The sequence below is a fragment of the Veillonella sp. 3913 genome (genome assembly GCF_003992235.1).
GTDB lineage: Bacteria > Bacillota > Negativicutes > Veillonellales > Veillonellaceae > F0422.
Map to the genome: position 1 here is coordinate 86,381 of NZ_RQVF01000001.1, position 17,086 is coordinate 103,466.

Sequence of the window (17,086 nt, forward strand, 5' to 3'; positions counted from 1 at the left end):
ATTTCTAATGAGAGAACTGACAGTTTTCAACACGATGACTCGTGAAAAATCAGTATTCCAACCTGTGAAAGAAGGGGAAGTTAGCATCTATGTATGCGGAGTAACACCATATAATCATCCTCATATTGGTAATGCACGTCCTTTCGTGACTTGGGATACCATTCGTCGTTATTTGAGCCATGTGGGCTATAAAGTAACATATATCCAAAACTTTACAGATGTGGATGATAAAATCATTAATACGTCTAATGGTGAAGGGGTAGCATGGAATGTAATCTCTGATCGCTATATTGATGCATACTATGATGTAATGGATGCATTACATGTGCGTCGTGCTGATGTATATCCTCGCGTGTCTACGCATATGGAAGAAATTATTTCCATGATCACTACATTAATCGACAATGGTTATGCCTATGCAGTAGATGGTGATGTGTACTATCGTGTAGAAAAATTTGAACATTATGGCAAACTATCTGGTCGTACGTTAGACGATATGGAAGCCGGTGCTCGTGTAGATGTAGATGACCGCAAGGAAAACCCAATGGACTTTGCTTTATGGAAAGCGGCAAAACCAGGCGAACCATTCTGGGAAAGCCCTTGGGGGCAAGGCCGACCAGGTTGGCACATTGAATGTTCTGCCATGAGTCAAAAATATTTGGGCGAAGAGTTTGACTTCCATGGCGGTGGATCTGACTTAATCTTCCCTCATCATGAAAATGAAATTGCCCAATCTGAAGGATGCTCTGAACACCATCCAGCTGTACGTTATTGGGTGCATAATGGTTTCATTACGATTAATCAAGAAAAAATGAGTAAATCCTTGAACAATTTCTTCTTGGTGAAAGATATTTTAGAACAATATAGTGCAGATGCATTGCGTTTCTTCTTGTTGAGCACACATTATCGTAGTCCATTGGACTTCAGTGATGAACGCTTAGATGAAGCGACTAAGGCTATTGAACGATTTCAAACCGTGATTGACAACTTACTGTACTTAGAAAGTCGTCCAGAAGGATTGTGTGAACTAGAAGCAGCAGAATTATTGAAAAATGCTCGTAACTATAAAGAAGAGTTTGAAGCAGCTATGAGCGATGATTTCAATACAGCCTTAGCAACAGCACCAATCTATGGTTTGGCAAAAGAAATTAACATCTATTACCAATCTGTTCAAAGCTGTGATGGCACTGTATGCCATAGTACTATTGGTGAAGTTAAAGAAATCTTTAAAATGATGTTAGATATTCTAGGTTTATTAGAAGAGGGCTGGAAAGGTCAAGAAACTAGTAATGAAGAATATAATCAATTAATGGAAGTCATCTTGAATATTCGTCAATGTGCTCGTGATCAAAAACAATGGGGCATTGCAGACTCCATTCGTGATGAATTGGCCAATATTGGAATTGTCATCGAAGATTCCCCACAAGGGGCACGGTGGAAAAAACGTGAACTTTAATCGATACAAACAGCTACGATCTATGGCGATTGATAAATTAAAATCTTCAGTGAAAGTAGAAGCAAATGGAGAGGGTCCTTTAGAGGACTCTCTTATGCTTGCTTATATTGGAGATGGTGTATATACTTTATTTATCAGAAATCGTGTAGTAGAAACGGGCATTACAAAAACACAAATACTTCATGATGTAGTGACGTCATTTATCAATGCAAAAGCACAGGCGAAAGTATTACATGCATTAGAGCCAACTCTGACAGAGGAAGAGTTATTAGTGGCAAAACGGGCTCGCAATAGTAATGTGCATGTACCGAAAAGTGCCAGTGTACAGGAATACCGCATGAGTACAGCCTTTGAGGCGTTGTTGGGGTATACCTATCGCAAGGGGGATGAAGAGAGGCTTACTACTCTCATGGAATTCGCTTTTGCTGAAACGTTGTCACATATGTAGCATGAATATAAATACGCCATAGGCTTTCATTAATTAACTTGTATTGAAGTCTGTGGCGTTTTCTTAATCTGTGGAATGGAAGAGCACGGCATATTCCTTCAGAAACGGCATTTCATGATGTTTGTTCGGGGGCACACCGTGCTCTTCTTGTGTTTTCTGAATTAACGACAGATGAACGTGACATGGCATAGAATATGTTTTTTTCATTGTACTAGTGGGTGTGACAACGTTTCAGGGGGGCGCTCATGTCTTATTTTGGGGTTGTCCTCTTTTAATGGTATAATAGAGTAATAGCTAGTAGTGGCTAGTTTTTATAGATTCTAATGATATGACATAGATGCTATGTAATAGTAATAGCTTAACTAAAATAGGTAGTATTACTGTTGGGAAGGTTTGAGGTTTTCATGGATACGTTTATTGTAGGTCGTAATGCTGTGCGTGAGGCGCTGAAGTCGGATCGAGGGATTCATCGTATTTTAGTGGCAGAAGGTAAGCAAGGTGGCTCTCTTTCGGAGATATTGGGTTTGGCAAAGTCTAAGGGTATTGAGGTTCGTCGCGTGAAGGAACGGGATTTACAGAAGTATCCTAGTGATGTGCCGAATCAAGGTGTGGTAGCCTTGGTGAATGCGGTGAAGTTCCAAGAGTTACAAGATGTGTTGCTGGCATGCACGGAAGAACATCCGTTGTTAATTTTAACGGATGGCGTGGAAGATCCTCATAATATGGGTGCTATCATTCGTACAGCTGAATGTGTAGGTGCTACGGCGGTACTGATTCCTAAACGTCATAATGCGCCTATTAATGCAACGGTTAGCAAAACATCTGCAGGAGCTGTAGAATCGATTCCATTGGTACAAATTGGTAATGTAGCACAGACGATTGAGCAATTGAAAGCACAAGGCTTCTGGGTGATGGGGGCTCATATGGATGGGACTGTTATGTATGATGTGAATATGACAGGTCCTATAGTATTGGTCATAGGGAATGAAGGGAAAGGCTTAAGCCGTTTAACAAAAGAGTTGTGCGATGTACTGGTGACAATTCCCATGTTTGGAACCATTAACTCATTAAATGCATCGGTAGCAGCAGCGGTTCTTTTATATGAAGCGAGACGTCAACGATAATAGGTATACTATGAAAAAAGACATTTTAATTGTAGATGGGTATAATGTTATTTTTGATTGGGCTGACTTGAAATCACTCAGTAAGGAGTCTTTAGAACATGCCCGATTAGAATTACGTCATAGATTACTCAATTATGGGACCTATAAGGGATATAAAATTATTCTTGTATTTGACGGTAAGCACGCACCTTTTACGGCAGATGAACAGCGTATATCTGCAGATTTCATTGAAGTCTTTACAGGTACCCATGAGACGGCAGATGCTTATATTGAGCGTGAAGTCTTTAGTAAAAAGGGTCAATATAAGACAATCTACGTCGTAACAAGTGATGGGGAAGAACAAAGTCAAATTTTAGGATTTGGAGGATTACGCATATCAGCACGTGAATTACGTCATCAAATTGACTTAGCTAAGCAAGAAGAACGTAAACGATATACAGGTTATCATCAACGTGATGCTATGACATTACAACGTAATGAATTAGGTGCACATATTGATGGGGATGTGGCGGAAAAGCTTGAACGAATGCGACGAGGGGAGCTATGAGAGTAGCTCCTTTTGTTATGTTTGCCTTGATAATTTTTATAGAGGAATACTAGAATCAGTAGATACATGCATACATATTAGTATCTTACGGTGGATCTAGAACATAGAGATGATATATAAAAAAGAGGGTTAACTAAGAGAAATGGTATTTCTCCTTGTTAACCCTCTTTTAGAGTTCATTATAGAGCATTTACTTTAGCTGCTAAGTTGGATTTTTTGCGAGCTGCAGTATTTTTATGAAGAACGCCTTTGGAGGCTGCTTTATCAATTACGCTTGTAGCATGAACTAGTGCTTTTTTAGCTTCTTCTACAGCGCCTGCTTGAGCAGCTTCTACAGTCTTACGAGTAGCTGTACGAATTTGAGATTTTACAGCAGAGTTTTTCGCACGACGTTCAGCATCCGTTTTTACGCTTCTAATACTGGATTTAATATTTGGCAATTGAGTCACCTCCTTGTGATTTACTGTATTATTACTAAAGTAGTATATCATAGGGCGTACAGTTTTGCAACTGTTTTTATATATAACCTAAGGAATATTGGCTTATACAGCAAGGGTTTACACAGGAATACCCTCTATTTTCATCACTCATAAGAGTAGGAAATATGGTATAATTAAGGATACGTAGATTAGTCAATAGGAGAGTAAACTATGAAAAAATTAATGGTTATAGATGGCAGTAGCTTATTATATCGTGCATTCTTTGCACTACCACCACTACAAAATGCATTAGGGGTTCCTACGAATGCAGTATATGGTTTTTTAACTATGTTAACAAAGCTCTATGAAGAAATCAATCCTGACTATATTGCAGTAGCATTTGATAAAGGAAAGCAGACGTTCCGTATGGATATTTACGAAGACTATAAAGGAACTCGTCAAAGTGCACCAGATGAATTGCGCCCACAATTTAGCTTAATCCGTGAAGTATTAGAATCTTTGGGGATTATTGTGATTGAAGAAGAAGGTTTTGAAGGCGATGATATTATTGGTTCTTTAAGTAAAAAATGGGGTTCTACTGACTTACAAGTCCACATTATTACTGGAGATAGAGATAATTTGCAATTAGTAGATGAGTATACTAGTGTGTTCTTAACGAAAAAGGGCATCACTGATATGCTTCATGTGACTATGTCTAATATGGAAGAACTCTATGGGTATGGTCCACAAATGGTCATTGAAATGAAGTCTCTCATGGGGGACTCTTCAGATAATATCCCTGGTGTGCCCGGTGTTGGTGAAAAAACAGCTCTTAAACTATTGACACAATATGGTACGTTAGAGGGCGTGTATGAGCATATTGAGGAACAAAAGGGAAAACTGAAAGAACGATTAGTAGACAATAAAGACTTAGCGTTCATTTCTCATCAACTAGCTACTATCAAAACAGATATGGATATGCCTTATGAACTAGAGCAATTTGTTCCTGTAGTACATCGTAGTGAAGTGACTCCATTATTTGAAAAATTAGGCTTTCACGCAGTAACACCAAGATTACTAAAAGCGATGGGCGTGGCAGAAGAAGGAACTTTATTCGATCAATTTTTAGCTCCACCAGCAAAAGAAATTGAATTAACTCATGTCACAGAAGTGCCGCGAGAATTTTATGAAGATAAAATCATCAGTGTCATTCTAAAAGAGGCTGGAACACATCCATTTAGGACGATAGAAGCCTTATATCTATATAATGGAGATACCCAATTAGTTGTGAATGGATTTGTAGATGTAGCACATGTGGAAACAGTCTTTGAAGGGGCTAAGGAACTTGTTACAGATAATGCAAAGTTGTTATTTGAAGTGTTAGGTACTGAAACAACAGGTCGTATTTCAATTTTGAAAGAAGAAACTGTTCATATCAAAGATCTCACATTAATGGCGTATTTACTCGATCCTACACGAGCAAACTATGGTATGACTTATTTATGCGAACGTTTTGGACAATCTTCTATTCCTGCTACGGAAAATGAAACAGAGTGGGCTCTACAAGCACAGGCTTTATACCATATGCACGAGAAGGCTACGGAAGAGATGAAGGCTGCTGGTGTATGGGGCCTATATAGAGATATTGAATTGCCGTTATTACGTACTCTATGTGTACTGGAAAAAAATGGTATTTACATGGATGTAGACCAATTACACACTACATTGGAACGCTTCAAAGTAGAAGTTAGTGAACTACAAGAAAAGATATTTACATTGGCTGGAGAAACTTTCAACATTAATTCGCCAAAACAATTGGGTGTTATCTTGTTTGAAAAATTACAATTGCCAGTGATTAAGAAAACAAAAACTGGTTATTCTACAGATGCTGAAGTCCTAGATATGCTCAGAAATGACCATGAAATTGTTGAACAAATTTTGGCCTATCGTTCAGTGGTAAAGTTGGTATCTACCTACTTAGAAGGGTTTGAAGGACTTGTGAATCCTCATACTAACCGGATTCATACTTCTTTTAATCAAATGGTAACAGCGACTGGCCGTTTAAGTAGTTCCGATCCGAATTTGCAAAATATTCCTGTACGCAGTGAAAAAGGCCGAGAAATTCGAGCTTTATTTAAACCTCATGATGGGTATGATATGTTCGTCAGTGCCGATTATTCTCAGATAGAATTACGTATTTTGGCGCACTTGTCAGAAGATCCTGCCTTAATTCAAGCGTTCCAAAATGGTGAAGATATTCACCGATTTACAGCTGCAGAAGTATTAGGTAAGTCCTTAGAAGAGGTAACGCCACTAGAACGTTCCCATGCAAAGGCTATCAACTTCGGTATTATTTATGGTATTAGTGACTTTGGCTTGTCTCGTGATTTAGGTATTACAAGAGCAGAAGCAAAAGAATATATTGAATTATATTTCAGTCGTTACCCACAAATTAAAGGGTACATGGACCGCATGGTGCAAGAAGCCCATGAAACTGGATCTGTACGTACTATGTTTGGTCGTGTTCGCCCATTGCCTGATATTAATAGCCGTAACTTTAACCGTCGTTCCTTTGCGGAGCGTACAGCTATGAATACGCCAATTCAAGGGACAGCGGCAGACATTATTAAGTTAGCCATGAACCAAGTAGAACGAGCGCTAGAAGAGCAAGGCTTGCAATCCCGTATTTTATTACAGGTACATGATGAACTAGTGCTAGAAGTAGTAGAATCGGAACAAGAGCAAGTAGAAACTCTGTTGCGTAATTGTATGGAACAAGTAGTGACATTACGTGTGCCATTGCAAGTAGATGTGCACAGTGCACAGAACTGGGCAGATGTAAAATAGTAGGATTTTATAAATTCGATGCTATCGTTTGTGTATAGAATAGTTAAGTATGAGTAGAATCAAATGTGGGGTGTAAATATGTATAAAATCGGACTCACAGGAGGCATTGCCTCTGGTAAAAGTACAGTGTTACGATGGTTACAAAAAAAAGGTGTTCCCTATATTGATGCAGATGTAGTGGCTAGAGAAGTTGTTGAGCCAGGAACGCCAGGTTTACAGGAATTGATACAGGCTTTTGGACCTAATACAGTGCTAGAAGATGGCACGTTACATCGTGCCTATATTGGTAGCTTTGTATTTTCAGATTCCAAAGCTTTAGAAACTATTAATTCTATATTGCAACCCCATATTAGACATCGTATACAAGAATTGACAGAAGAATGGGAAGCAAAAGGAAAGCAGGCAGTTATCTATGATATACCATTGATGTTTGAAACAGATTGGCATACACAGATGGATGAGATTTGGCTTGTGTACGTAAACCCTGTGACACAACTAGAGCGTTTGATGAAACGAAACGCTTATTCTGAACAGGAGGCACTGGATCGAATTCGTAGTCAAATGAGTTTAGATGAAAAGCGTGATTTAAGTACTGTGATCATCGATAATTCTGGGACTATGAAAGAACTAGAAAAACAATTACGTAAATTGTGGAAAACAGCGAAAATTCACTTTCAGAAGGAGGAACTATGAGGGTATCCACAGCATTTGCTTGGCTAATCGTTGTTCTTACGGCCTACTATGTGCAATATGGACAACCCTATTTAGCTAGACAGTATGCGTATCCGTTAGTATATGAAAGCGCGGTATTGAAAAATGCATCTACTTACCATGTAAGACCATCTATGGTTGCGGCTGTTATCTATACGGAAAGTAAATTTGATACGAATGCAAAATCTTTACCAGGGGCTATAGGATTGATGCAGTTAATGCCAGAAACAGCGCACTGGATTGGAGAACAATTAAATCAGTCTAGTCTATCTGACCAAGATATTAAGGAACCGAACACGAATATACAATTAGGGACTTGGTATTTATCATATTTATTAGAAGAATTTAAAGGTAACGAAATCTTAGCCTTAGCAGCCTACAATGCAGGACGTGGTCATGTGGAGGAATGGATGCAGACCTATGGCTGGGATGATAATTTTGACGATATAAACAAAATACCATTTCCAGAAACAAAAGATTACGTGAAACGCGTGATAGCGAATGAATCACAGTATCAAGCATTATATAGTCAACTACGATAAGGAAAGAGTCCATGGATGCAATCATAAAAGAATGTGAAACCCTCGATTTATCATGGTTAGAATCCACTATTGGAGACTTTCACTTAGTGGTGGAACAAAAAGCCATATCGTCTACTGTATATAGTATTTTTTATTATACAAATGATAGAAAGTGGCGTTGGTCAGTTCTCTATGATACGGAAGTAGGGGATTATATGGTACGTATTACAGTACCTTTAGTAGAGTTTGTAGATATTGCTTTTATACGTGAGTCTTTAACCCCATTTATGGAGAACCTAAAGGCCAACTATAAAGCATCTATGATGACACGATTTATGGCGCCCCAAGAAGGATTTGTGTACGAATACAAGAAAAAAGGTATACATCAGTGGAATTATACAGAGGCATTGCCACAAACAATCGCAGGATATCATTTAGATGTGACGCCTCATACTGCATTAGATATGATTAATGGCTCCTATATTATTGGCACCTATATCAAAGATAATGAGGAAACAGGGGTCGTCTTATTTTATAATACATTCCGCGATGAATTTTTTGGTGAAACTAGACAACAAGGCTATCCAGGAATTACACATGACTTGGACGCAACTACGATAGATAAATTTGAACAAGCTTTGACGAATCATTTACAAGAAGTATTACTTAGTTTATAAACTACCTATATTATTTACTAAGATAAATGGTATATTTTTTAGATACTATATAATGGTAATACTTTTGTATAGGGAACAGAAACAGGATAGGGGAAGTATTTTGGAACAGATCCGAATAGAAAAACTAGGGAAATCCTTTGGGATACGAGAAATTTTTTCTAATGTATCTTTTACCATACGACAAGGAGAACGTCTCGCTTTAGTTGGCCCGAATGGGGCAGGTAAATCGACGTTGATGAAATGCATACTAGGTATAGAAGAACATGATGAGGGGATCATTGTGAAAGACAGTAGTATCACTATAGGCTATTTACAACAAGATGTAAATTTAGGTGATGCTAGTTTAGAAGAAGAAATTCAAACAGCTTGGGCTGATGTACAGCACTTAGAATCCCAGTTACAAGCGTTAACGACAGAATTAGAAAATCGAGATGCCACAGAACAGGACTTGCGTCGTTTATCCTATTTACAAGAGCGATTAGAATGGCTTGGTGGGTATGATTATGAAAAACAAAGCCAACGTATTGCTTATGGGTTAGGGTTTGGTGACGAAGATTTAAAGAAGAAAGCCAGTGAATTTTCTGGGGGACAAAAAACGCGTATTAACTTGGCGAAAGCCTTGGTGCGCCGTCCTGACTTTTTATTTCTTGATGAGCCTACTAACCATTTAGATATGCCAATGTTAGAGTGGTTAGAGGGATATTTAAAATCCTACAAAGGTGGCATTGTCATCATCAGCCATGACCGATATTTCTTAGATCAAGTGGCGACAGAAGTAGTAGAATTATCTCATCGTAAAGTACATACCTATAAAGGTAATTATAGCCAGTTCTTGAAACAACGAGAGCAGCAACGAGTGGCGTATCAACGTGCGTATGAAAAGCAACAGGAACACATTCGTAAAACGGAAGAATATATTGACAAATATCGAGCGGGCATAAAATCTAAAATGGCTCGTGGTCGTCAATCACAATTAGATAGACTAGAAAGATTAGAGGCACCAGACCAAGATAGAGAGTTTGCTTTTACCTTTCCTAAGGCAGAAATGAGTGCAGACAGAGTGTTGATGGTGGAGGATGTGTCCATTGGATATGATGTAGAACATCCAGTGGCTACACATATTACAACAACGCTACGTCGAGGAGATGTAGTAGGCTTAATTGGTGCGAATGGAGCTGGAAAATCGACTTTTGTAAAAACAATTATGGGGGAAATTAATACACTGGATGGATCGATTACCACAGGAAATCGAGTGCAGACAGGATATTTCTCGCAAGAACATGAAGAATTACACCCTAGTTGGTCTGTGTTACAAGAGATTATGGCTCCTTATGATATGTCAGAAGAATCTGCTCGTAGCGTACTAGGTGCCTTTCAGTTTAGAGGTGATGATGTATTCAAGTTAATAGGAGATTTATCAGGTGGAGAACGTGCAAGGATAGCCTTATTACAGTTATTTTTAGAAGGCCGTAACTTCTTAATCCTTGACGAACCGACAAATCATTTAGACATTCCTACACGAGAAACAGTGGAGCAAGCCTTACAACAGTTTGAGGGCACATTGCTCATTATTTCCCATGACAGATATTTGTTGGATGCTGTGGCAAAACGCATTGTGGTCTTAGATAATGGTGGCATTGAAGAGTTTTATGGCAATTATTCGTATTATAAAGAAAAAATGTTGGAACGATCAGTGTTAGCAGCCCAACGATTAGAAGCGGAGCAGACGAAACGCAACAATATGTCCAGCAATACAGCAGGAAAGGCCGACAATGCTGGAGATACAGCAGTGAGTACAGATTCTAATGCTGAGATACATAAAGGTATATCAGAGGCTGCTATAACAGAGAAACAAGATACTAGGTATTCAGAAGCAGTGACAGTACCTAAAAAGAAAACGAATTCTTTTATGCTAGAAAAGGAATTAGCAAAAGTAGAGTCAGATATTGCACGGTATGAGGCGACAGTTAAAATGTATACGGTGCAGCTACAGGACCCATCTATACAGGGAGATATATCAGAATATGAACGATTATCTCAAGAGTTAGCTAATACAACATCACAGTTAGAGGTTCTTTATGAGCGGTGGGAACACCTTAGTGAAGAGGCTTAGGAGGTTTCTATGAAAGGTCGTTTTGCCCCCAGCCCTACAGGTCATATACATGTAGGGAATTTGTGGGTGGCATTTTTGTCCTATTGGTCTGCACGGCATCAAGATGGTGAATATATAGTGCGCATAGAAGATGTAGATACTCAACGGTCTAAACCAATCTATGCAGAACATATACTAGAAGATTTATCTTGGCTTGGTTTTACTTGGGACGAAGCACCTACGTATCAATCCAAACGTATGGATATATACGAGATATATTTACAAGAATTACGTAGCCAAAAACGGTTATATCCGTGTTATTGTAATCGAGCGCGTTTACAGGAAATCAGTAGCGCTCCTCATCAAGGTGAAGCCCATCATGTGTACGATGGATATTGTTTAACCCATGAGCCGACTATGGGTGAAAGACCTCCTTCTTGGCGATTTCATATGGAGAATATAAAAGGATCCTTTCTGGACATATATCGAGGCACGATAGATTATAAAATCCAATCTTGTAATGATGATATCGTGTTACAGCGATGGGATGGAATGATTGCCTATCATTTGGCGGTGGTCATTGATGATTATGAAATGGGTGTCACAGAAGTAGTTCGTGGTAATGATTTACTGCCTGTGACGGGTCATCAAATTGCGCTGGCCCAAGCCTTGGGGTTTCCTTCTTTGCAATATGGTCATGCCCCTATGCTAGTGGATGCAGAAGGGTATCGTCTGTCTAAACGGCAACAAAGTATAACCATACGTGATCTGCAGAACCAAGGTGCTACACCAGAGAGATTGTGGGCATGGTTTGCATTAGAAACAGGATTACTCACAAAGGGGGACTTACCTCTTAGCGGTCACATAGGGCTTTCAGAACTATTGGAGATTACAATTCCAAAGAAACTATTAAAACAAGATACAATTAAATTGACAAATTTCGATATTATGGTATGATAGTACAGTAACGAGGTGATACGTATGTCAATGGAAACAGCGATCCAAGAAAAAACGTGGGCCGTTTTAGGTGCCACAACAAGAACCGATAAGTTCGGATATAAGATTTTCAAACATCTTGTCAATAAAGGATATACAGTGTATCCAGTGAATCCTAATATTATATCTATCGATGGCGTACAATGCTATCCAAGCTTGCATGAGTTGCCAGTAGTACCTACTGTAGTGGACTTTGTTGTGCCAGAAAAAGTTGGTTTAGAAGCTCTAGATAGTTGTAAAGAGTTAGGGGTTAAGACCGTTTGGCTACAACCAGGTGCGGATAAACCGGCAGTAGTGAAAAAGGCAACTGAATTAGGTCTTGAAGTGATTCAAGACTGTGTATTGATTCAAATTTAATAGGAGGCTTATATGAGCGCAATTATTGATGTAACATCTGCAAATTTTAAAGAAGTAGTAGCAACAAATGATAAAGTAACTGTTGTAGATTTCTGGGCACCATGGTGTGGATACTGTGTTCGCATGATGCCAGTATATGATGAATTGGCAGCTGCCTTAGGCGACAAAGTGACATTAACAAAAGTAAACACTGATGAACAACCTGAATTGGCACAATTCTTCAAAATTGAAATTCTTCCTACTTTTGCTATCTTCAAAAATGGTGAAATCGTAGATCGCAAAATCGGTTTCATTCCATTAGAAGAATTAAAAGCAGCTGTAGAAGCTCATCTATAATACACAAAAAGGACTGATATCTTTGAGATATCAGTCCTTTTCTTATGTATACCGTTTATCTAATAAACTTTCTAGTTTTTTCTCTTTTCTAGCATCTAATATTTTACCAGCTAGAATAGAAGGAATAGCAACGCCTACACCGATGGATATGATGATTAGGATGGCAGTGACTCCACTTTGAATGGCTTCGACTAAGGTTGCAGATGTGAGAGAATTAATATGTAACATGGCATATAAAAATCGATAGATAAATACGCCAGGTACAAGAGGAATCGCTGATGGAATCGCTAATACCTTAGAGGATGTATGGGAATAACGAGCTGCTTTCAGAGAAAATAAACTGACCATAGCAGCAGCGATAAAAGTAGCGCCAAACACAGAAAATCCTAAGTATAATATGAGCATATTTTTTACTAAAATAGCAATGAGGCCACCAATACCTATGAGTGGGAGTAGACGCTTTGGAGTATAAAACATGACAGCATAGCCCGCAGCACCCACAACGGCAGCACCTAGTAAAACAATGGAAATGCTGTCTGGAACAATACTTAAATGGGTGAAATCATAAGAATGATTGAAGTATTGAGCCATGCTAATCCCTACAGTCATACTGCCCACAATGAGTAACGTATGTACAGCTCGAGATATTCCTGCCAAAATGTAGTTGTTTAGCAAATCATCGACTGTATTAATGAGAGGAATGCCAGGAACCATAAACAATGTGCAAGCAATCATAGCATAGATCACATCGGCAGAGTCAAAAATACATCCGGATAGAAAGGCTAATCCAGAAGATACCGCAGCAGCACAGGCGATACTGATATAGCCATTAATTTGAAAACGTTTTAATATCAATTGTATAATAAATCCAAGGAGAGCGCAGAATGTTGTAATCCATGCAGAGATAATAGTACCCCCAAATAAGATAGGAAAAGCACCACAGGCAAATCCTGCAAAGATGGCAGATGTGGCGTCCGAATGGGGAGGATCTTTTTTAGCAATCTCTTCGAGTTTTTGGGAAAATTCATCAAGAGTATACTCATTACGTAATGCAGTCCAAGTTAAGACACTAATGGAGGAAATAATATCCATATTAGCACCTAAATATTGGACATTTCTAAAGGATGTAAAGCAATCTTCTGGACTATGAATATTAATCAAAATATTAGAGTAGGCAATATGGATATGAAGATGATCTGCTGGAATTCCCATATATGCGGCTGCGCGATGCATATCTCGAACAATTTGGTTCGCATTGGCTCCATTTTCAGATAATAAACAGCCCATACGAAGTAGAATTTTTACCTTTTTTCTGATTTCCACAAAGGGTTCTTCTAAAATGCGCAAATCCTTTTCTGTGTATTGAGACATATTAATGCTTCTTCCGTAAGTGTTTTGTGTCTAAATCTACATCCACTTCCACAGTATCTGCTTCAGGTTCAGCATCTACAAACTCAATAGATTCCAAATGTTGTACCACTTGGGCACGGATAAAACCTAAATACACTTCATATAAATCTTTTTTTTCTGCTAACTCTTCTTCTGTTAAGCTTTGACCAGATTTTTTTTTCGCTGCCAATGCATTAATGCGTGTTAATGCTTCTTCCATGGTCATTTCTTTTTTTTCTTGTTCTGTCATAGATAATCTCCTTATTTGTTAGTAGACTTTCTTTATGGTATGATACTTTATATACTTGGTTAGATAAAAGTATCTAACCGATGATATTCATTGTAGATTTATATTATAACACAATTTATATAGTTTTTTCATCTTAGAGGAGAAGGCTCCGATGCGAATCACAAAAGCCATCAAGGCAGAGCAAATACGAATATTGGGAGAAGTCTACCATGATGCAAAACCTGCACTAGAATTTACTACGCCTTTTGAATTACTAGTAGCAGTTGCATTATCTGCACAATGTACTGACGAACGAGTCAACATTGTAACAAAACGACTCTTTCCGAAATATAGCGATCCTAAAGACATGTATGAATTAGGTATACCTGGATTAGAGGCGCTCATTAAAGATTGCGGGTTATATCGTTCTAAAGCTAAACATATTCATGAAACATGCAAAATTTTAGTGGAACAACACAATAGTGAAGTGCCCCGAGATTTTGATACCTTAGTCACATTGCCAGGGGTTGGTCGTAAAACAGCCAATGTATTAGTATCCATACTATTTGATACACCAGCCATTGCGGTCGACACGCATGTGTTTCGTGTATCCAATCGCTTAGGTATTGCTAAGGGTAAAACACCAGATGAAGTAGAAAAGAAACTGAAAAAAGCAATTCCTATGGAACACTGGAGTGCCGCACATCATTGGATGATCTGGCACGGTCGAAAAATTTGTAAAGCACGAAAACCATTATGTGACGAATGTCCTTTATATGATGTATGCCAATCGGCAGGGAAGGTATAGTATGACAGAACAAATGAGACATCTCATAGAAACTTTTACAAAAGTAGGTGTTATAGGTCCTGCTATCGTACAGGAAATAGCAAGATTCCGTGTATTAGATCAAATCATCACCCAAAGCGGTGAAGTCCGTGAGTGGGGGATTACGCCGAAAGAATTATTTGAGCTTGCACAAACATCCACAGTAGATATGTTTGGACCCTTGCCATATGATGAAGCAGGGTTTAAGGAAATTTACGGTGTTTCCTTTAGCGTAGAATTAATGGATTTCATCAGTGCTACTGGCTATTATGAAGGTGTGTCCGCAGGTCGTCAATGGACTGTACCGTTCAAAGAAGTTATCGACTTCCACAAGAATACAGAAGGTATAATTCTTTTTGCCTATTTTGAGGAATATGCAGCCATTGCAGAAGAAATAATGCAAACCCTTCCCACAGATCGTTTGCTGTTTTATACAGCCTCTGAAAGCTGCTATGACCTATTCCGTAGTCTATATCCATTAGCACCAGTAATCAATGAATGGCCAGAAGATGTCATCTTTGACCACATTGTAGCAGCTACATCCGGCATGTTCACAGCACCAGTAACGACGATGGAAGAAATGGCGGCTCGTGTGAATAATGTAAGCGAAAAAGGCACTGTACGTTACTTCATTCCAGTGTCTGCCGTACAAGATCAATTGAATATGAATCGAGTAGCCTTACAGTTCATGATTCTTCAAAATCATTTAGAAGTCGTTCGAGAATGGGCCCCATTGCAAACCTATGAATTCCGCTATGGCTTAGGACCTGTGAAAAAAGTAGGTTTGTCCATTTGTGAAATCGTTGAAGATGGGTATAAGCAAACCAACTTCATTCCATTGCCTCACGAAGTTTTGGCGTCTATGGAAACATTTAGTTTGGTTCACTATGGACTTTCACTATATGGTGTACAAGTAAGTATGAATCCAAAACATCCAACCATGGGTGAAGATGGATATATACATGGAGACTATCGTATTCCAACATACATGCAACGCATGTTTGAAGCTTTGGAGGGATATTATTTACAAGTATCTATGAAAGGCATCGATGTGTCTGTTACATTGGAACAAAAGGGTGGTATTCCTTTAGGGGCATCCCCAGAGGATGAAGCCGTACAAACTGCGATGGAACAATCTGTTTTACAAGATGATACAGTAGAATATCGTTGGTATTTTAACCATCCAAGTGCACCATTCTTATGGTATACGTATTTCAATAGTGAAGAAGGAAAACAAGTAGTACGTACATTAGCGTCCATGGTAACTACCACACCTGCATTATTACAATTAATGGGTAGTTGTCGTCGTCAAGTGGTGAAAGAAGAGGCGTTGGCTACATTTACGACAAGCTTTACCACTTCATTAGAACAATATGAAACAGAAAAAGCGCAAGCTGAAACAAACTGGGGCAATGCATTAGCCACACTAGCTAGTGTGGTTGTACCAGTGCCAACAGAAACGAATACAGAAGCAGAGGAGGGCTAATCATGGCTGTGGTTAATTATTCAATTTATAAAGTACTAGGTACACTTTCAGAAAATAAAGATGGCATGAAAAAGCAATTAACATGCACAAGCTGGGGACGTTACAATCCTAAATTCGATATCCGCGCTTGGGATGAAGATTACTCACAAATGACAAAAGGTGTAACCTTGACATTAGAAGAGATTTTAGAACTAAAAGAAATCTTAAACTCTGTAGATTTAGAAGAAGCTTTAGAAGAAGCAAAACAAGAACGAGCAGAGGCTAAAAAATTAGAAGCAGAAAAATCTGAATAAGTCATAGTCCCTAGTATTGCATAGAGTATAGCATTCGTGATATAATCTATAGGAAAAGTTTAGACGTTGAAAAGAGGTGTATATACATGAAAGAAGGAATTCATCCTAATTATGCGGAAGCAACTGTAACTTGCGGTTGTGGAAACACATTCAAAACTGGTTCTGTTAAAGGTGATCTTCGCGTGGACGTTTGCTCCAACTGCCATCCATTCTTCACAGGACAACAACGTGCGGCTAAAGCTCGCGGTCGTATCGAACAATTTAACAAACGTTACGGCAAATAATTACGTAAATAACCTATACAAATTAATTGGCAGAGCTAAGGCTCTGCC

Annotated in this window: 19 protein-coding genes; 16 read left to right on the forward strand and 3 right to left on the reverse strand. The window is 38.7% G+C overall.

All coding sequences use genetic code 11. From position 1 onward, the window contains the following. The first annotated feature begins 7 nt into the window (after positions 1-7). From cysS to EO113_RS00445, 4 genes are all read left to right on the forward strand, one after another. On the forward strand, positions 8-1,456 hold the full coding sequence (gene cysS / locus EO113_RS00430; RefSeq protein ID WP_126941021.1) for a cysteine--tRNA ligase: 1,449 nt from the start codon (positions 8-10) through the stop codon (positions 1,454-1,456). Between the two features lie 22 nt (positions 1,457-1,478). Then, complete coding sequence (locus EO113_RS00435) at positions 1,479-1,904, forward strand: Mini-ribonuclease 3 (RefSeq protein ID WP_127135534.1); 426 nt, start codon at positions 1,479-1,481, stop codon at positions 1,902-1,904. Between the two features lie 404 nt (positions 1,905-2,308). Beyond that, entirely contained in the window at positions 2,309-3,028 is a 720-nt protein-coding gene (rlmB, locus tag EO113_RS00440; RefSeq protein ID WP_127135199.1) for a 23S rRNA (guanosine(2251)-2'-O)-methyltransferase RlmB, read from the forward strand. A 10-nt stretch (positions 3,029-3,038) separates the two neighbouring features. After that, the gene (locus tag EO113_RS00445) at positions 3,039-3,575 is read left to right on the forward strand and encodes an NYN domain-containing protein (protein ID WP_009354153.1); all 537 of its coding nucleotides are present in this window, start codon (positions 3,039-3,041) and stop codon (positions 3,573-3,575) included. A gap of 179 nt (positions 3,576-3,754) precedes the next feature. On the opposite strand, the gene rpsT is transcribed toward EO113_RS00445, so the two are convergent. After that, positions 3,755-4,015, reverse strand: a complete 261-nt coding sequence (rpsT, locus tag EO113_RS00450) for a 30S ribosomal protein S20 (protein WP_009354152.1) — start codon at positions 4,013-4,015, stop codon at positions 3,755-3,757. 210 nt (positions 4,016-4,225) lie between these two features. Between rpsT and polA the strand changes: the two genes are divergently transcribed. The 8 genes from polA to trxA all read left to right on the forward strand — a co-directional run bounded on the left by polA (position 4,226) and on the right by trxA (position 12,531). Next, positions 4,226-6,841 carry a DNA polymerase I gene (gene polA, locus EO113_RS00455; RefSeq protein ID WP_127135200.1) on the forward strand — a complete coding sequence of 872 codons (2,616 nt, stop codon included), beginning with the start codon at positions 4,226-4,228 and terminating at the stop codon, positions 6,839-6,841. Between the two features lie 78 nt (positions 6,842-6,919). Further along, positions 6,920-7,534, forward strand: a complete 615-nt coding sequence (coaE, locus tag EO113_RS00460; protein ID WP_127135535.1) for a dephospho-CoA kinase — start codon at positions 6,920-6,922, stop codon at positions 7,532-7,534. Beyond that, positions 7,531-8,094 (forward strand): lytic transglycosylase domain-containing protein, encoded by a 564-nt coding sequence (locus EO113_RS00465; RefSeq protein ID WP_127135201.1) that lies wholly within the window; start codon positions 7,531-7,533, stop codon positions 8,092-8,094. The genes coaE and EO113_RS00465 overlap by 4 nt, the downstream gene beginning before the upstream one ends. 11 nt (positions 8,095-8,105) lie before the next feature. Further along, on the forward strand, positions 8,106-8,750 hold the full coding sequence (locus EO113_RS00470) for a hypothetical protein (RefSeq protein WP_127135202.1): 645 nt from the start codon (positions 8,106-8,108) through the stop codon (positions 8,748-8,750). A gap of 100 nt (positions 8,751-8,850) precedes the next feature. After that, complete coding sequence (locus EO113_RS00475) at positions 8,851-10,863, forward strand: ABC-F family ATP-binding cassette domain-containing protein (RefSeq protein WP_127135203.1); 2,013 nt, start codon at positions 8,851-8,853, stop codon at positions 10,861-10,863. Positions 10,864-10,872: 9 nt separating this feature from the next. Then, a complete protein-coding gene (gene gluQRS, locus EO113_RS00480) occupies positions 10,873-11,799 on the forward strand; it encodes a tRNA glutamyl-Q(34) synthetase GluQRS (RefSeq protein WP_127135204.1) in 927 nt (308 codons plus the stop codon). Positions 11,800-11,823: 24 nt separating this feature from the next. After that, on the forward strand, positions 11,824-12,195 hold the full coding sequence (locus tag EO113_RS00485; protein ID WP_127135205.1) for a CoA-binding protein: 372 nt from the start codon (positions 11,824-11,826) through the stop codon (positions 12,193-12,195). A 12-nt stretch (positions 12,196-12,207) separates the two neighbouring features. Beyond that, positions 12,208-12,531: a thioredoxin gene (gene trxA, locus EO113_RS00490; RefSeq protein WP_009354160.1), complete on the forward strand. Its 324-nt coding sequence runs from the start codon at positions 12,208-12,210 to the stop codon at positions 12,529-12,531. Positions 12,532-12,573: 42 nt separating this feature from the next. Here trxA and EO113_RS00495 read toward each other — a convergent pair whose 3' ends face one another. Both EO113_RS00495 and EO113_RS00500 read right to left on the reverse strand, forming a co-directional pair. Continuing rightward, positions 12,574-13,902: a threonine/serine exporter ThrE family protein gene (locus EO113_RS00495; protein ID WP_127135206.1), complete on the reverse strand. Its 1,329-nt coding sequence runs from the start codon at positions 13,900-13,902 to the stop codon at positions 12,574-12,576. Position 13,903: 1 nt separating this feature from the next. Next, the gene (locus tag EO113_RS00500; RefSeq protein ID WP_240629355.1) at positions 13,904-14,170 is read right to left on the reverse strand and encodes a DUF896 domain-containing protein; all 267 of its coding nucleotides are present in this window, start codon (positions 14,168-14,170) and stop codon (positions 13,904-13,906) included. A gap of 151 nt (positions 14,171-14,321) precedes the next feature. Here EO113_RS00500 and nth point away from each other — a divergent pair, with 151 nt between their 5' ends. The 4 genes from nth to rpmE all read left to right on the forward strand — a co-directional run bounded on the left by nth (position 14,322) and on the right by rpmE (position 17,038). After that, the gene (gene nth / locus EO113_RS00505; protein ID WP_009354082.1) at positions 14,322-14,957 is read left to right on the forward strand and encodes an endonuclease III; all 636 of its coding nucleotides are present in this window, start codon (positions 14,322-14,324) and stop codon (positions 14,955-14,957) included. Position 14,958: 1 nt separating this feature from the next. After that, on the forward strand, positions 14,959-16,461 hold the full coding sequence (locus EO113_RS00510; RefSeq protein ID WP_127135207.1) for a hypothetical protein: 1,503 nt from the start codon (positions 14,959-14,961) through the stop codon (positions 16,459-16,461). A gap of 2 nt (positions 16,462-16,463) precedes the next feature. Continuing rightward, on the forward strand, positions 16,464-16,754 hold the full coding sequence (locus EO113_RS00515; RefSeq protein WP_009354108.1) for a YdbC family protein: 291 nt from the start codon (positions 16,464-16,466) through the stop codon (positions 16,752-16,754). Between the two features lie 86 nt (positions 16,755-16,840). Next, on the forward strand, positions 16,841-17,038 hold the full coding sequence (gene rpmE / locus EO113_RS00520; RefSeq protein WP_009354094.1) for a 50S ribosomal protein L31: 198 nt from the start codon (positions 16,841-16,843) through the stop codon (positions 17,036-17,038). Positions 17,039-17,086: the final 48 nt, after the last annotated feature.

What these genes read in the sequence shown, in the direction of transcription:
- rlmB (WP_127135199.1), top strand. Translation starts at nt 2,309, where the DNA reads ATGGATACGTTTATTGTAGGTCGTAATGCTGTGCGTGAGGCGCTGAAG.
- trxA (WP_009354160.1), top strand. Translation starts at nt 12,208, where the DNA reads ATGAGCGCAATTATTGATGTAACATCTGCAAATTTTAAAGAAGTAGTA.
- coaE (WP_127135535.1), top strand. Translation starts at nt 6,920, where the DNA reads ATGTATAAAATCGGACTCACAGGAGGCATTGCCTCTGGTAAAAGTACA.
- EO113_RS00435 (WP_127135534.1), top strand. Translation starts at nt 1,479, where the DNA reads ATGGCGATTGATAAATTAAAATCTTCAGTGAAAGTAGAAGCAAATGGA.
- polA (WP_127135200.1), top strand. Translation starts at nt 4,226, where the DNA reads ATGAAAAAATTAATGGTTATAGATGGCAGTAGCTTATTATATCGTGCA.
- EO113_RS00495 (WP_127135206.1), bottom strand. Translation starts at nt 13,902, where the DNA reads ATGTCTCAATACACAGAAAAGGATTTGCGCATTTTAGAAGAACCCTTT.
- EO113_RS00500 (WP_240629355.1), bottom strand. Translation starts at nt 14,170, where the DNA reads ATGACAGAACAAGAAAAAAAAGAAATGACCATGGAAGAAGCATTAACA.
- nth (WP_009354082.1), top strand. Translation starts at nt 14,322, where the DNA reads ATGCGAATCACAAAAGCCATCAAGGCAGAGCAAATACGAATATTGGGA.
- EO113_RS00465 (WP_127135201.1), top strand. Translation starts at nt 7,531, where the DNA reads ATGAGGGTATCCACAGCATTTGCTTGGCTAATCGTTGTTCTTACGGCC.
- EO113_RS00485 (WP_127135205.1), top strand. Translation starts at nt 11,824, where the DNA reads ATGTCAATGGAAACAGCGATCCAAGAAAAAACGTGGGCCGTTTTAGGT.
- rpmE (WP_009354094.1), top strand. Translation starts at nt 16,841, where the DNA reads ATGAAAGAAGGAATTCATCCTAATTATGCGGAAGCAACTGTAACTTGC.
- cysS (WP_126941021.1), top strand. Translation starts at nt 8, where the DNA reads ATGAGAGAACTGACAGTTTTCAACACGATGACTCGTGAAAAATCAGTA.
- EO113_RS00515 (WP_009354108.1), top strand. Translation starts at nt 16,464, where the DNA reads ATGGCTGTGGTTAATTATTCAATTTATAAAGTACTAGGTACACTTTCA.
- gluQRS (WP_127135204.1), top strand. Translation starts at nt 10,873, where the DNA reads ATGAAAGGTCGTTTTGCCCCCAGCCCTACAGGTCATATACATGTAGGG.
- EO113_RS00470 (WP_127135202.1), top strand. Translation starts at nt 8,106, where the DNA reads ATGGATGCAATCATAAAAGAATGTGAAACCCTCGATTTATCATGGTTA.
- EO113_RS00510 (WP_127135207.1), top strand. Translation starts at nt 14,959, where the DNA reads ATGACAGAACAAATGAGACATCTCATAGAAACTTTTACAAAAGTAGGT.
- EO113_RS00445 (WP_009354153.1), top strand. Translation starts at nt 3,039, where the DNA reads ATGAAAAAAGACATTTTAATTGTAGATGGGTATAATGTTATTTTTGAT.